We start from the raw sequence: 13541 nt of genomic DNA, 5'->3' as shown, positions 1-13541 counted from the left end.
GCGGCCTGCGCGCCTCTCAGATGGTGGACGCGGTCACGCGCGGGTGCGCGGAGTCAATAGGATCGTCGGCATGCTGCGCTGGTTGACCGCGGGGGAGTCCCATGGCCCGGCCCTGACCGCGATCGTGGAGGGGCTGCCGGCCGGCGTGCGCGTGACCTCGGCGGACATCGCCGAGGACCTGCGCCGCCGGCGGCTCGGCCACGGGCGGGGCGCCCGGATGAAGTTCGAGCAGGACCAGGTGACGATCCTCGGCGGCGTCCGGCACGGGACGACGCTCGGCGGCCCGGTCGCGATCCAGGTCGGCAACACCGAGTGGCCCAAGTGGGAGACGGTCATGGCGGCCGACCCCGTCGACGCCGACGTCCTCGCCGCCCAGGCCCGGAACGCGCCGCTGTCGCAGCCGCGGCCCGGCCACGCCGACCTCGTCGGCATCCAGAAGTACGGCTTCGACGACGCCCGGCCCGTCCTGGAGCGGGCGAGCGCGCGCGAGACCGCCGCGCGGGTCGCGCTCGGCACCGTCGCCAAGGCGTTCCTCAAGCAGGCCGTCGGCGTGGACGTGCTCAGCCACGTGATCGCGCTCGGCGAGGTCCAAGCCCCCGACGGCGTCCTGCCCGGGCCGGACGACCTCGCCGCCGTCGACGAGAGCCCGGTGCGCTGCTTCGACGGCGCCGCGTCCGCCGCGATGGTCGCGCACATCGACGAGATGAAGAAGGCCGGCGACACCCTCGGCGGCGTCGTGGAGGTGCTCGCCTACGGGCTCCCGCCGGGCCTCGGCAGCCACGTCCACTGGGACCGGCGGCTCGACTCCCGGCTCGCCGGCGCCCTCATGGGCATCCAGGCGATCAAGGGCGTCGAGGTCGGCGACGGGTTCACCACCGCGCGCCGCCCCGGCTCCCGCGCGCACGACGAGATCGACAACACCCCCGAGGGCGTCCGCCGCCGCACCAACCGGGCCGGCGGCGTCGAGGGCGGCATGACCACCGGCGAGGTGCTGCGGGTGCGCGCCGCGATGAAGCCGATCTCCACCGTCCCGCGCCGGCTCGACACCATCGACGTGAAGACCGGCGAGCCCGCGAAGGCCATCAACCAGCGCAGCGACGTCACCGCGGTGCCCGCCGCCGGCGTCGTCGCCGAGGCGATGGCCGCGCTCGTGCTCGCGGACGCGGCGCTGGAGAAGTTCGGCGGCGACTCCGCCGAGGAGACCGCCCGCAACCTGCGGGGATACCTGTCCTCGCTCACCATCAAGTGACGCCGACGAGTGAAGTGGACCCGCGGACTATGACGCGACCGAAGGCCGTCCTGATCGGGCCGCCCGGATCGGGCAAGACGACGATCGGCACCGCTCTCGCCGAGCGGCTCGGCGTGCCGCTGCGCGACACCGACGCCGACGCCGAGGCGGCCGCCGGCAAGCCGATCGGCGAGATCTTCATCGACGACGGCGAGGACCGGTTCCGCGAGCTGGAGCGCGCCGCCGTCGCCGCCGCGCTGGCCGAGCACGAGGGCGTGGTGGCGCTCGGCGGCGGCGCCGTCCTCGCCGCCGAGACGCAGGAGCTGCTCGCCGGGCACACCGTCGTCTACCTCAGGGTCGGCCTGTCGGAGGCGATCAAGCGGGTCGGGCTCGCGTCGGCGCGGCCGCTGCTCGTGCTGAACCCGCGCAGCCAGATGCGCAAGCTGCTGGAGGAGCGGCTCCCGATCTACGAGCGGCTCGGCACCCTGCACGTCGACACCGACGGGCGCGAGCCCGCCGACATCGTCGCGGAGATCGTCAAGGCGCTGGAGGCGGTGTGACCTCGGCGCGGGTCCACGTCGGCGGCGCCGACCCCTACGACGTCGTCATCGGCACCGGCGTCCTCGCCGAGCTGCCCGCGATGGTCGGCGACCGCGCCCGCACGGTCGCCGTGGTGCACGCCGAGGGCCTCCCGGAGATCGCCCGCCCGGTGTGCGGCGCCCTGGAGGACGCCGGGTACGCGGTGCGCGCGCTGCCCGTCCCGGACGGCGAGGCCGCCAAGGAGGCCGGCGTCCTCGCCGGGCTGTGGTCGGCGTTCGCGCGGGCCGGGATGACCCGCACCGACGTCGTCGTGGGCGTCGGCGGCGGCGCCACCACCGACCTCGCCGGGTTCGCGGCGGCGTCGTGGCTGCGCGGCGTGCGGGCGGTGCTCGTCCCGACGACGCTGCTCGGCATGGTGGACGCGGCCGTCGGCGGCAAGACCGGCATCAACGTCCCCGAGGGCAAGAACCTCGTTGGCGCGTTCCACCCGCCCGCCGGGGTGCTGTGCGACCTCGCCACCCTCGTCACGATGCCGCGCGAGGACTACATCAGCGGCCTCGCCGAGATCATCAAGGCCGGGTTCATCGCCGACCCGGCGATCCTCGACCTCGTCGAGGCCGACCCCGAGGGCGCCGCGTCGCCCACCGGCCCGCACACCCGCGAGCTGGTCGAGCGCGCGGTCCGGGTGAAGGCGGACGTCGTCTCCGCCGACCTGAAGGAGAGCGGCCTGCGCGAGATCCTCAACTACGGGCACACCCTCGCGCACGCCATCGAGAAGGCCGAGGACTACAAGTTCCGGCACGGGCACGCCGTCGCCGTCGGCATGGTGTACGCCGCCGAGCTCGCCCGCCTCGCCGGCCGGCTGCCCGCCGGCGTCGTCGAGCGGCACCGCGACGTCCTCGCGTCCGTCGGCCTGCCCGTCTCCTACGCCGCCGACTGGGCCGGGCTGCGCGAGACCATGGCGATCGACAAGAAGTCGCGCGGCGCGACCCTCCGGTTCGTCGTCCTGGACGGCCTCGCCGAACCCGGCCGCCTCGAGGGCCCCGACGAGGAGCTGCTCGCCGCCGCCTACCGGGAGGTCTCCCGATGACCGCAGCGGAGCGAGGATCATCGGGAGAGCAGTTGCGGGGGTCCGGGGGTCGCCCCCCGGGAAGGAAGAACGACATGACGCGTGTGCTGGTGCTGAACGGGCCGAACCTCGGCCGGCTCGGCAGCCGCGAGCCCGAGGTGTACGGCGCGGCGACGCTCGACGACCTCGCCGCGCTGTGCCGCGACACCGGCCGCCGCCTCGACCTGAGCGTCGAGGTCCGGCAGACCGACGACGAGGCCGAGCTGATCCGCTGGGTGCACGAGGCCGCGGACGAGCGGCTGCCGATCGTGCTCAACCCGGCGGCGTTCACCCACTACTCCTACGGGCTGCGCGACGCCCTCGCCCAGCGGACGGCGCCGCTCGTGGAGGTGCACATCAGCAACCCGGCGACCCGCGAGGAGTTCCGGCACACCTCCGTCGTCGCGGGCGTCGCCACCGGCACCATCGCCGGCTTCGGGATGATGTCCTACGTGCTCGCCTTGCAGGCGGTCGCCGAACTCCTCGCCGAATCGGCCGGGGATTCCTGACAAGATCCGCCAATTGCCCCATGATCACCGGTCGGTGATCATGGGGGCGTGGCCGCGGCCCACCCGGTCCCGACGGTTCTGGGAGAGGACGCATTGTCGTGATTGCAGCTGTAGGCGCGCTCGTCCTCGCCGGCGCCGTCGGCGTGGTGAACCTGGTCATCCTGCTGGCCGTGCTCCGCCGGTGGCGGGCGCTGGAGGCCGCCGGCGGCCCGCCCGCCGCCGGGACCTTCTCCGACGTCCGGATCATCGACCGGATCCCGGCCTTCTCCGCCCGCGCCCTCGACGGCACCGCCGTGACGGAGCGGACGCTGCTCGGGAAGGAGACCCTGGTCGGATTCTTCTCGACGACCTGCGGCGCCTGCGTCGCGGCCGTCCCGGTCTTCGCCGAGCACGCCGAACGGCTGCGTGCCGCCGGCGGCACCTCGCTGGCGATCGTGCACGGGGACGGCTCCGCCGGCGGCGAGCTGGCCGCGATGCTCGGCGACGCGGTGGACATCGTGATCGCCGAGGGCGCGGACGCCGAGCTGTCGCGGCGGTACGGCGCCAAGCATTACCCGACCTACGCCTGGTACGACTCCAACGGAATGGTCACCTCGGCGGGCGTGGGCGTCGCCGCCCTGCGGACCGAGCTCGTCGCCCCCTAGCCCCACGCCGAGACCCCCTATGCCCCACGGGCCCGTCCCGCCGCGTCCGATCCTGACGCGGTGGCGGTCGCCCGTGCGCGGAAACAGTCCACCCCCCACCCCAAGGAGGAACCATGCTCCAGAGCGTGACCCGGCGCGTCACCCGCGCCATCGAGGTGCTGCTTCCCACGGCCACCGCGGACGCCGGCTGCCCGCCGGACTCGTGGATGGAGTACAAGTACATCAACGGTGTCTGCTTCGGCCGCACCTGCTCGACCAGCGGTAACTGCACGACGCACTGCGGCGCCTGGTACAGCTACAGCAACAACTACTGCTGATGCCCCGCCGGAACGCGTGACATCCGCCTGACGGCCGTGCGGACGCCCCAGCCCGGGGCGGCCGCACGGTCCGGGCGTTCCCCGGACGCGGACCGCCTCCGCTCGGGGCGGGGCCGCGCGCTCGCGCACCTCCTCAGGAGCATTCGTGCTGTACGCATCGTTCGCCTGCCGCCTCACCCTGGTGGCGGTGATGGCCCTGGCGGCGGTGGCGAAGCTGCGCTCGCCGGGCGCCTTCGCCGCCTCCCTCGGCGAGTTCGGCTTCGTCCCGGCGCGGCTGCGGCGCCCGCTGGCCGTGCTCGTCCCGGCCGCCGAGCTGCTCGTCGCGCTGCTGCTCGCCGTGCCCGCCACCGTCACCGCCGGCTTCGTCGCCGCGGCGCTGCTGTGCTGCGGGCTGACGGCCGTCCCGGTCGCCGTCGTGGTCCGCGGGAAGCGGGTCGCCTGCGCCTGCTTCGGCTCCGGCGGCGCGCCCATGGGCGGCTGGCACATCGCCCGCAACGCGGTGCTGCTCGCGGCGGCGTGCCTGGGCGCGGCCGTCGCGCTGTCGCAGGGCGGCGGCGTCCCCGGCCGCATCCCGGGCATCGCGCTGGCCGTGTTCTCGGCGGGCCTGCTCACCACCTTGACCGTCTTCGTCGACGACATCGCCGCGCTCTTCCGGTCCCCGGTCGCCGCCGGGGGCCCCGGCCGCTGAGGCGCCGGAGCCGGAAAGGACATCCGTGGGTTACCTCATCGCAGGGCTCGTCCTGGTCGCGGCGCTCACCGCGCTGAACGCGGCGCTCACCGCGGCCGTGCTGCGCCGCCGGCGCGCTCGCGTCGGGGGCGCGCCGGCCGGTCACGACCACGGGCCGTCCGGCGGGGGCCCGTACCTGGGCATCGCGCCGGGGGACCGGATGCCCGCGTTCGCCGCGGCCACCGGCGCCGGCGCCACGGTCACCAGGGACGACCTGGCCGGCCGCCCGGCGCTGCTGGCCTTCCTGTCGCTGGACTGCCCGGGCTGCGACGACAGCGTGCCGGAGTTCGCCGAGCACGCCCGCCGGGTGCGGGACGCCGGCGGCGCCGTCCTGGCCACGGTGGTCGGGGTCGACGCCGAGGGCAGCGACCTCGCCGCCCGCCTCGCCGGCATCGCGGACCACGTGGTGCCCGAGCCCCTGGACGCGCCCGTCGGCACCGCCTTCGGCGTCCGCTTCTACCCGGGGTTCGCCCGCTACGGCCCGGACGGCGTCGCCACGGCCGCGAGCGTCGGGCTGCAGGGGCTGGGCGAGGCGGCCCCGCAGCCCTCGGCGCCGTGAGCGGGGGTGTGGCGGAGCCCCGGGTCTCCGTCGTCCGCGGGATGAAGGCGGCCTACGCGCTCGCCTGGCGGGCCTGTCCCGGCATGCTGTTCCTCCAGCTCGGCATGGCGATCGTCGACGGGACGGCGCCGGTGGCCACCGCCTGGCTGACCAAGGCCGCGCTCGACGAGCTCACCGCCGCGCGTCCCCGGACCGGGGCGCTGCTGTGGTTCGCGGCCGGCATCGGTGCCCTCGGCATCGCGATGGCCTCGTCCTCGGCCGTCTCCGCCTACGCGCAGGGGCGCGCCCGGCGGGCCGTCGGCCTGCTGTCGCAGGACCGGCTCTTCGGCGCGGTCAACCGGATGAACGGGCTGGCGCGCCTGGAGGAGCCGCGCTTCCACGACCGGCTGCGGCTGGCCCAGCAGTCCGCCGAGAACGCCCCGGACCAGCTCGTCCAGATGGGCCTGACCACCTTGCGCGGGAGCCTCGGCGTCACCGGGTTCCTCGGCACCCTGATCGCGATCAACCCGGTCATGGCGGGCGCCGCGCTCGCCGCCGCCGTCCCGGCGATGGTCGCCCACCTCGCGCTCGGCCGCCGGCGGGCCGGGCTGATGTGGCGGATCAGCCCCGGCCTGCGGCGCAAGCTCTTCTACCAGATGCTGCTGACCGACCTGCAGGCGGCGAAGGAGGTCCGCCTGTTCGGGCTGGGCGGCTTCCTGCACGGCCGGATGCTCACCGAACTGCGCGCCGCCAACGACGCCGAGGACCGCCTGGAGCGGGGCGTGGTGCGCGTCCAGGTGCTCCTCGCCGCCCTGGGGGCACTGCTGGCGGCGGCGGGCCTGCTGTGGGCCGTGCACGCCGCGGCCCACAAGACGATCAGCGTCGGCGACGTGTCGGTCTTCATCGGCGCCCTGGCCGGGCTCCAGTCCGGGCTCGGCGCCCTGGTGCAGGGCGTCGCCACGGGACACCAGTCCGCGCTGGTCTTCCACCACTACCTGACGGTGGTCGGCACCGGAGACGACCTCGCCTCGCCCGCGCGCCCCCGCGAGCTCGCCCCGCTGGCCCACGCCATCGAACTGCGCGACGTCTGGTTCCGCTACAGCGACGACGGCCCCTGGGTGCTGCGCGGGCTGGACCTGACCATCCCGCACGGCACGAGCCTCGCGATCGTCGGGCTCAACGGCGCGGGCAAGAGCACGCTCGTCAAGCTGCTCTGCCGGTTCTACGACCCGCAGCGCGGCGCGATCCTCTGGGACGGGGTGGACGTCCGCGACGTCCCGGTCGACGAGCTGCGGCGGCGGATCGGCGCGGTGTTCCAGGACTACATGGACTACGACCTCACCGCCGCCGAGAACATCGGGCTCGGCGACCTGGACGCGATCGGCGACCGGGACCGGATCCGCGCCGCCGCCGAACGCGCCGGCGTCCACGAGACCGTCGAGCGGCTGCCCGCCGGCTACGCGACGATGCTGAGCCGGCTGTTCCACGCCGGCGACGAGGAGGACGGCGGCGAGGAGGCCGCCCGGGCGAACGGCGTCCACCTGTCCGGCGGGCAGTGGCAGCGCCTGGCGCTGGCCCGCGGCCTGATGCGCCGGGGCCGCGACCTGATGATCCTGGACGAGCCCAGCTCCGGGCTCGACGCCGAGGCCGAGGCGGCGGTGCACGACCGGCTGCGGGAACTGCGCGCCGGCTCGACGAGCGTCCTGGTCTCGCACCGGCTCGGCGCCGTCCGCCGCGCCGACCGGATCGTGGTGGTGCAGGACGGCCGGGTCCTGGAGAGCGGCGACCACGCCTCCCTCATCGCGTCCCCGGGCGGGGTCTACGCCGGGCTCTTCGCCCGGCAGGCCGAGGGCTACCAGGACGACCCGGCGCCGAGCACGGCGGCCGCCGGATGAGTCGGGCCACGGGCTGGGCCGTCGCCGCCGCCGGGGTGATCGGGGCGGCGGTCGCGGCGCGGGTGCTGCTGTCCACCGTCACCGTCCGGGGCGGCAGCATGACCCCGGCCCTGGACCACGGCGACGTCCTGCTGGTGCTGCGCCACCGCCGCCGGGCCAGGGCGGGCCGGATCGTGGTCGTCCAGCGGCCCGACCGGCGCACGGGGTGGGACGGCCCGTCCGACCCGTCCGCCGGGTGGTACGTCAAGCGGGTCGTCGCGGCGGCGGGCGATCCGGTGCCGTCCTGGGTGCCGGGGGACGGGCCCGGCCGCGTCCCGCCGGGCATGCTGGTGCTGCGCGGCGACCACCCCCGCTCGGAGGACTCCAAGCAGTGGGGCCTGTGCCCGGCGGACCGGATGTACGGGGTGGTGCTGGCACGGCTGCGCGCCACGGGCGGGGACGCCTCGCGGCCGGCGTCCGAGCCCCGCGCCGATCCGCGCTAGTCGTCCAGGACGGCGCTCTTCGTCATCTCCTTCAGTTCGGCGACGACGTCGTCGAGGGGGGCGACGTCGCGGTGGGCGCGGCACAGGATCGTGGCGCCCTCGACCGCGGCGACGATCAGGCGGGCGAGGCGGGCGGCGCGGTCGTCGGGGACGCCGGCGTTGCCGAGTCCGGTGGCGAGGGTGTCCTGCCAGCGGTCGAACGCGGCCGCGGCGGCGGACGCCAGCTGCGGGGCGTCGTCGTGGCTCTCCACGGTGACGGCGACGATCGGGCAGCCGGCCCGGAACTCGCTTTTGATCAGCACCTGCCGCCACCAGCCGACGAAGGCGTCCACGGCGGACGCGGCGTCGCCGCCCTCGGTGGCGGCGAGGATGCCGGCGTTGAGGAACTCGCCGGCGTAGCGGACGGCCTCCTCGGCGAGCTGCGCCTTGCCGTCGGGGAAGTGGTGGTAGATCGACCCGCGCGGCGCGCCGCTGTGCGCGATGACGTCGCGGAACCCGGTGCCGCTGTAGCCGCGCTCGCGGAAGAGGTAGGCGGCGCTGCGCACCATGCGTTCCCGGCTGTCGGTGCCCATGCGTCGATTATGACATTCATCATAAGCTTCTCGCATTGACCATGACGTTCGTCATAGCCAACCGTGTTTATGACGGACGTCATACCTAGGAGGGCCGGAGCGTGGACCGGGACGGCGGGCTCGTCGCGTGCGGCACCGCGACCCGGGGGGAGCCGCCCGCCGGATACCGCCCAGTAGGGTCTGCTCAGGCACCGACGAAGGAGACCAGCGTGATCGACCTGCAGCGCGACGGCGACGTGTACGTCCTGCGCTTCGACGACGGCGAGAACCGGTTCAGCCCCGATTTCCTCAGTGCCGTCGAGGGCGCGCTCGACACCGTCGAGAAGAACGACGGGCCCGGCGCACTGGTCACCACCGGGACCGGCAAGTTCTACTCCAACGGCCTCGACCTCGAGTGGCTCGGCGCCCACGGCGACCGGCTCGAGGCGTACCTGAGCCGCATCCACGCCGTCTACGCGCGGCTGCTGGAGCTGCCGATGCCGACCGTCGCCGCGATCAACGGGCACGCGTTCGCGGGCGGCGGCATGCTGGCCCTCGCCCACGACTTCGCCGTCATGCGCACCGACCGCGGCTACTTCTGCCTGCCCGAGGCCGACCTCGGCATGACGTTCACGCCGGGGATGAACGCGCTGATCGCCGCGCGGCTGCCCAAGCGCACCGCGCACGAGGCGATGATCACGGGCCGCCGGTACGCCGCCGAGCAGGCGATGGCCGCCGGGATCGTGCAGCGGACGGCGGACGAGGCGGGCGTGCTGCCCGCGGCGGTGGAGCTGGCGGGGTCGCTGGCCGGCAAGGACGGCCGGGTGGTCGGGAAGATCCGCGCGGACCTGTACCGGCCCGCGCTGGAGGCGCTGCGCGGCCCGGCGCTCGGGTAGGACCCTCGCCCCCGCGGGCGGCGCGGAGTAGGTTACGTTCGACTGGAATATGATTCGGTTTTTTTACGGGAAGGGACGCCGGATGCGCATCGGGATGGGGCTCAACTACGCGGGCAGCGGTTTCAAGGACACCGTCGGGGAGCTGGCCGACTTCGAGAAGGCCGGCCTGGACATCGTCTACGTCCCGGAGGCCTACAGCTTCGACGCGGTCAGCCAGATGGGGTACATCGCGGCCAAGACCGAGCGGCTGGAGATCGGCTCCGGCATCCTGAACATCTACTCGCGCACGCCCACCGCGATCGCGCAGACCGCCGCCGGCCTGGACTACGTCTCCGACGGCCGGTTCACGCTCGGCATCGGCGCGTCCGGCCCGCAGGTCATCGAGGGCTTCCACGGCGTCCCCTACACCGCGCCCCTCGGCCGCACCCGCGAGATCATCGACATCTGCCGCAAGGTGTGGCGGCGCGAGCGCGTCCAGCACGACGGCAAGCACTACACGCTGCCGCTGCCCGCCGACCAGGGCACCGGCCTCGGCAAGGCGCTGAAGCTGATCAACCACCCGGTCCGCGCCGACATCCCGGTCATGGTCGCCGCGATCGGCCCGAAGAACGTTGAGCTGACCGCCGAGATCGCCAACGGCTGGGAGCCGATCTTCTACATGCCGGAGAAGGCCGCGGACGTGTGGGGCGCCTCGCTCGCCGCCGGCAAGGCCAGGCGCGACCCCGCGCTCGGCCAGCTGGACGTGGTCTGCCAGGCGGCCCTCGCCATCGGCGACGACGTGCAGGGCTACCTGGAGTTCGGCCGCCCGACGGCGGCGCTCTACATCGGCGGCATGGGCGCCAAGGGCAAGAACTTCTACAACGACCTCGCCCGCCGGTACGGCTTCGAGAAGGAGGCCGAGGAGATCCAGGACCTCTACCTCGACGGCAAGAAGGACGAGGCCGCCGCGAAGGTCCCGCAGGAGCTGCTGGAGAAGATGTCGCTGATCGGCGCGGAGGGCCACGTCCGCGAGCGGCTCGCCGCGATGAAGGAGTCCGGCATCACCACGCTCAACGTGCAGCCGATCGCCGGCGACCACAAGGGCCGCGTCGCCCTGATCGAGAAGGTCAAGCAAATGGCCGCCGACCTCTGACCCCCGTTGAGGTGTGGCGTGGGGGGGGGGTGGGGGGGGCCCACCGCCCACACCCCCCCCCAAACCCCGGGGGGGGGGGGGGGGGCGGGGGCGCCCCCCCCCCCCCCCCCCCCCCCCCCCCCCCACAACTCGACGTTGGGCGGGGTCAGAGGGCGGCTTCGACCTCCTTGGCGACGCGCTCGCCGGAGCGGACCGCGCCGTCCATGTAGCCGGTCCAGTAGTCGGACGTCTCGGTGCCCGCCCAGTGGATCGGCCCGCACGGCGCCCGCAGCGCCTCGCCGAAGCCGGTCAGGACGCCGGGCGGCGCGATCCCGACCGGGCCGCCGCCGCTCCAGATCTCGTTGTCCCAGCGCTGGAACGCCGTCCGCACAGGGCTCTTGGCCTTGTCGCCGAAAAAGTTCGCGAACGCCGCCAGGCCCGCCGTCCGCACCTCGTCCGCCGAGGCCCCGTCCAGCTTGCGGATGTTGGCCTGGTTCATGAAGCCCATCATGATGCCGCGCGACCCGTCCGGCGGGCTGTTGTCGAACGTCGCGTCGATCGCGCCGCTGTCGGAGACGGCCTGCCCGGTCAGCTCGTCCGCGCGCCAGAACGGGGTGTCGTAGACGGCGACGAACTTGCAGATCGAGCCCATCGGGTAGCGCTGCATCAGCTGCGCGCGGCTCGCGGGCAGCGCCGGCGAGAAGTCGATCTTCCCGGCGATCGCGGGGGACATCGCGACGACGACCCGCTTGGCCGACACCGTGAGGCCGTCGGCCGTCACGGTGACGCCGCCGCCGTCGGCCGAGATCGCCCGGACCGCGGTGTTGTAGCGGATGATGTCGCCGAGCTCGGCGGCCAGCCGCACCGGCACCTCCTGCGACCCGCCGACGAACCGGGACTCCTGCGCGCCGCCCTTGGTGTCGATGAGCCGGTCGACCGTGCCGGGGTTGCTCTCGTTGCCCGCCGAGGCGATGTAGTTCAGGACGTACAGCAGCGACACGTCCTGCGAGCGCACCGACAGCGTAGAGCTGACGAACTCGTCCATCAGGAACCGCGCGCCGCTGCTCAGCGAGTTGGACCGCGACCAGGTGTAGAAGGTCTGCGCGTCCCACTCCTCGGCCTTGGCGGCCTTCCACGGCTGCCCGACCGGGACGTCCTTGGCCATGCCGCCGAGCTTGAGCAGCGCCACCTCGAGGTCGACCACGCCCCAGTCGGGCGGGACCGCTCCGAGGATGCCGTCCGTGGCGTACAGGGACCGCCGGCCGTTGCGGTAGTAGACGTTCTTGCCGGTGTTGTAGGTGGGGTAGGTCGCAACGCCCATGTCCTTGGCGAGCGCCGCGATGCGGTCCTGGGTCGGGCCGATGAACTCGGCGCCGCCCTCGCTGGTGGTGCCGTCGCCGAGCGGCATGCCGTACACGCGGCCGCCGGGCCGCTCGCGGGCCTCCAGGACGAGCACGGACCGGCCGGCGGCGACCAGGTCGCGGGCGGCGGCGAGGCCGGACAGCCCGGCGCCGACGATCACGACGTCGGCGGCGGCGTTCTCGGCCATGGGCGCGGCCGGGGCGGTGGCCGGGCGGGTGGCGGACTTCGCGGCGGCGGGCGCCGCGGCCGCGGAGACGACGGCTCCGGCGGCGGTGAGCGCGCCCGTTCCGAGCAATCTGCGGCGGCTGACTCGGGTCAAGGGGAATCCCTCCAGGGACGTCCGGTGCGGGGGGACGGGGCGGGATGAAACCGATCACTCGCGGAGGCACGCTAAGCCCCCTCGATACAGAAGTCGAGCGATTCTCATGTTCTGTGACCGCGTCGAGACGGGCCGCGCCGCCGGGAACCGGGGTGTTCTAGAGTCCTGACCATGGGAGAGGCGAGCAGGGAGAAGACGCACTGGAACGGGCGCGGGGAGACGCGCGCGGACGCGCACGCCGAGCGGCGCCGCCGGCTGGCCGCGCTCGTCGCCGAGCGGGACGCGGGCGCCCTCCTCGTCACCCGGCTCGTCAACGTCCGCTACCTCACCGGCCTCGACAGCTCCAACGCCGCGCTGCTCGTCCCCGCGGACGGCCCCGCCGTGCTCGCCACCGACGGACGCTACGCCGGCATGGCCGCCGCGGTCTGCCCCGACCTGGAGACCCTGGTCGAGCGGCGGACCGCCGAGGCGCTCACCACCCGCGCCGCCGCGTCCGGCCATCGCGTCCTCGGGTTCGAGGCGCACGACCTCACCGTCGAGCGGCACGCCGGCCTCGCCGAGGCCGCCGACATCGCGCTGCGGCCGCTCGGCCGCCTCGTCGAGGACCTGCGCCGCGTCAAGGACGAGGAGGAGATCGGGCTGCTGCGCGAGGCGTGCGCCATCACCGACCGCGCCTTCGAGACCGTCCTGCCCGGCATCCGCGCGGGCGTCACCGAGCGGGCCGTCGCGATCGCCCTCGAGCGGGCCATGGTCGACTTCGGCGCCGAGGGCCCCGCGTTCGACTCGATCGTCGCGTCCGGGCCGAACGGCGCCGTCCCGCACCACCACCCCGGCGCCCGCGAGCTGCGGCGCGGCGACCTCGTCACCCTCGACTTCGGCGCCCGCCACGGCGGCTACCACGCCGACATGACCCGCACCGTCGCGATCGGCGAACCCGCCGCCTGGCAGCGCGACCTGTACGACCTCGTCCTGCGCGCGCAGCTCGCCTCGGTCGCCGCCGCCCGCCCCGGCGCCGAGACCAGGGACGTCGACGCCGCCGCCCGCGACCTCATCAAGGCCGCCGGCCACGGGGACGCCTTCACCCACGGCCTCGGGCACGGCGTCGGCCTGGAGATCCACGAGGCACCGCTCATGGGGTACGACGGGACCGGTAAGCTGATGGATCGAGTTCCGATCACCGCCGAGCCGGGGGTGTACCTGGCGGGCCGGGGCGGAGTCCGGATCGAGGACACCTTGGTCGTCCGCCCGGGCGGCCCGGAGCTCCTCACCACAACGACGAAGGACCTGCTCGTCCTCTGACGTCCGGTCAGCGAG

At 74.4% G+C, this 13541-nt stretch carries 15 protein-coding genes; 13 read left to right on the top strand and 2 right to left on the bottom strand.

The window, feature by feature from the left end:
- Positions 1 to 70 precede the first annotated feature (70 nt).
- From aroC to F8568_RS29010, 10 genes are all read left to right on the top strand, one after another.
- Positions 71 to 1249: a chorismate synthase gene (gene aroC, locus F8568_RS29055; RefSeq protein WP_151596879.1), complete on the top strand. Its 1179-nt coding sequence runs from the start codon at positions 71 to 73 to the stop codon at positions 1247 to 1249.
- Positions 1250 to 1278: 29 nt separating this feature from the next.
- On the top strand, positions 1279 to 1788 hold the full coding sequence (locus tag F8568_RS29050; RefSeq protein ID WP_151596878.1) for a shikimate kinase: 510 nt from the start codon (positions 1279 to 1281) through the stop codon (positions 1786 to 1788).
- Positions 1785 to 2858, top strand: a complete 1074-nt coding sequence (gene aroB, locus F8568_RS29045; RefSeq protein ID WP_151596877.1) for a 3-dehydroquinate synthase — start codon at positions 1785 to 1787, stop codon at positions 2856 to 2858. The genes F8568_RS29050 and aroB overlap by 4 nt, the downstream gene beginning before the upstream one ends.
- A 74-nt stretch (positions 2859 to 2932) precedes the next feature.
- Positions 2933 to 3385 (top strand): type II 3-dehydroquinate dehydratase, encoded by a 453-nt coding sequence (gene aroQ / locus F8568_RS29040; RefSeq protein WP_151596876.1) that lies wholly within the window; start codon positions 2933 to 2935, stop codon positions 3383 to 3385.
- A gap of 98 nt (positions 3386 to 3483) precedes the next feature.
- A complete protein-coding gene (locus tag F8568_RS48700; RefSeq protein ID WP_160573793.1) occupies positions 3484 to 4029 on the top strand; it encodes a TlpA family protein disulfide reductase in 546 nt (181 codons plus the stop codon).
- A 113-nt stretch (positions 4030 to 4142) separates the two neighbouring features.
- Positions 4143 to 4346, top strand: coding sequence for a hypothetical protein (locus F8568_RS29030; protein WP_151596874.1), 204 nt, complete (start codon positions 4143 to 4145; stop codon positions 4344 to 4346).
- A 145-nt stretch (positions 4347 to 4491) separates the two neighbouring features.
- Positions 4492 to 5034: a MauE/DoxX family redox-associated membrane protein gene (locus F8568_RS29025; protein WP_151596873.1), complete on the top strand. Its 543-nt coding sequence runs from the start codon at positions 4492 to 4494 to the stop codon at positions 5032 to 5034.
- Between the two features lie 25 nt (positions 5035 to 5059).
- Complete coding sequence (locus F8568_RS29020; RefSeq protein WP_151596872.1) at positions 5060 to 5632, top strand: peroxiredoxin family protein; 573 nt, start codon at positions 5060 to 5062, stop codon at positions 5630 to 5632.
- Positions 5633 to 5640: 8 nt separating this feature from the next.
- Positions 5641 to 7506 carry an ABC transporter ATP-binding protein gene (locus F8568_RS29015; protein WP_328601064.1) on the top strand — a complete coding sequence of 622 codons (1866 nt, stop codon included), beginning with the start codon at positions 5641 to 5643 and terminating at the stop codon, positions 7504 to 7506.
- Positions 7503 to 7988 (top strand): S26 family signal peptidase, encoded by a 486-nt coding sequence (locus F8568_RS29010; protein WP_151596871.1) that lies wholly within the window; start codon positions 7503 to 7505, stop codon positions 7986 to 7988. Before F8568_RS29015 ends, F8568_RS29010 begins: the two co-directional genes overlap by 4 nt.
- Here F8568_RS29010 and F8568_RS29005 read toward each other — a convergent pair.
- Complete coding sequence (locus tag F8568_RS29005) at positions 7985 to 8560, bottom strand: TetR/AcrR family transcriptional regulator (RefSeq protein WP_151596870.1); 576 nt, start codon at positions 8558 to 8560, stop codon at positions 7985 to 7987. The genes F8568_RS29010 and F8568_RS29005 overlap by 4 nt on opposite strands.
- A gap of 209 nt (positions 8561 to 8769) precedes the next feature.
- Here F8568_RS29005 and F8568_RS29000 point away from each other — a divergent pair, with 209 nt between their 5' ends.
- Both F8568_RS29000 and F8568_RS28995 read left to right on the top strand, forming a co-directional pair.
- Positions 8770 to 9435 (top strand): enoyl-CoA hydratase-related protein, encoded by a 666-nt coding sequence (locus tag F8568_RS29000; RefSeq protein WP_151596869.1) that lies wholly within the window; start codon positions 8770 to 8772, stop codon positions 9433 to 9435.
- An 82-nt stretch (positions 9436 to 9517) separates the two neighbouring features.
- Positions 9518 to 10567 carry an LLM class F420-dependent oxidoreductase gene (locus F8568_RS28995; RefSeq protein ID WP_151596868.1) on the top strand — a complete coding sequence of 350 codons (1050 nt, stop codon included), beginning with the start codon at positions 9518 to 9520 and terminating at the stop codon, positions 10565 to 10567.
- Positions 10568 to 10712: 145 nt separating this feature from the next.
- Here F8568_RS28995 and F8568_RS28990 read toward each other — a convergent pair whose 3' ends face one another.
- Positions 10713 to 12227, bottom strand: coding sequence for a flavin monoamine oxidase family protein (locus F8568_RS28990; RefSeq protein WP_202125462.1), 1515 nt, complete (start codon positions 12225 to 12227; stop codon positions 10713 to 10715).
- 171 nt (positions 12228 to 12398) lie between these two features.
- Between F8568_RS28990 and F8568_RS28985 the strand changes: the two genes are divergently transcribed.
- Complete coding sequence (locus F8568_RS28985; protein WP_151596866.1) at positions 12399 to 13526, top strand: M24 family metallopeptidase; 1128 nt, start codon at positions 12399 to 12401, stop codon at positions 13524 to 13526.
- Positions 13527 to 13541 lie beyond the last annotated feature (15 nt).

Origin of the sequence: Actinomadura physcomitrii (genome assembly GCF_008923205.2) — a bacterium.
GTDB classification, from domain to species: Bacteria; Actinomycetota; Actinomycetes; order Streptosporangiales; family Streptosporangiaceae; genus Spirillospora; species Spirillospora physcomitrii.
This window is presented reverse-complemented; position numbering and strand designations above follow the sequence as displayed.

What these genes read in the sequence shown, in the direction of transcription:
- aroC (WP_151596879.1), top strand. Translation starts at nt 71, where the DNA reads ATGCTGCGCTGGTTGACCGCGGGGGAGTCCCATGGCCCGGCCCTGACC.
- F8568_RS29010 (WP_151596871.1), top strand. Translation starts at nt 7,503, where the DNA reads ATGAGTCGGGCCACGGGCTGGGCCGTCGCCGCCGCCGGGGTGATCGGG.
- F8568_RS28995 (WP_151596868.1), top strand. Translation starts at nt 9,518, where the DNA reads ATGCGCATCGGGATGGGGCTCAACTACGCGGGCAGCGGTTTCAAGGAC.
- F8568_RS29050 (WP_151596878.1), top strand. Translation starts at nt 1,279, where the DNA reads ATGACGCGACCGAAGGCCGTCCTGATCGGGCCGCCCGGATCGGGCAAG.
- F8568_RS29005 (WP_151596870.1), bottom strand. Translation starts at nt 8,560, where the DNA reads ATGGGCACCGACAGCCGGGAACGCATGGTGCGCAGCGCCGCCTACCTC.
- F8568_RS29030 (WP_151596874.1), top strand. Translation starts at nt 4,143, where the DNA reads ATGCTCCAGAGCGTGACCCGGCGCGTCACCCGCGCCATCGAGGTGCTG.
- aroQ (WP_151596876.1), top strand. Translation starts at nt 2,933, where the DNA reads ATGACGCGTGTGCTGGTGCTGAACGGGCCGAACCTCGGCCGGCTCGGC.
- F8568_RS28985 (WP_151596866.1), top strand. Translation starts at nt 12,399, where the DNA reads ATGGGAGAGGCGAGCAGGGAGAAGACGCACTGGAACGGGCGCGGGGAG.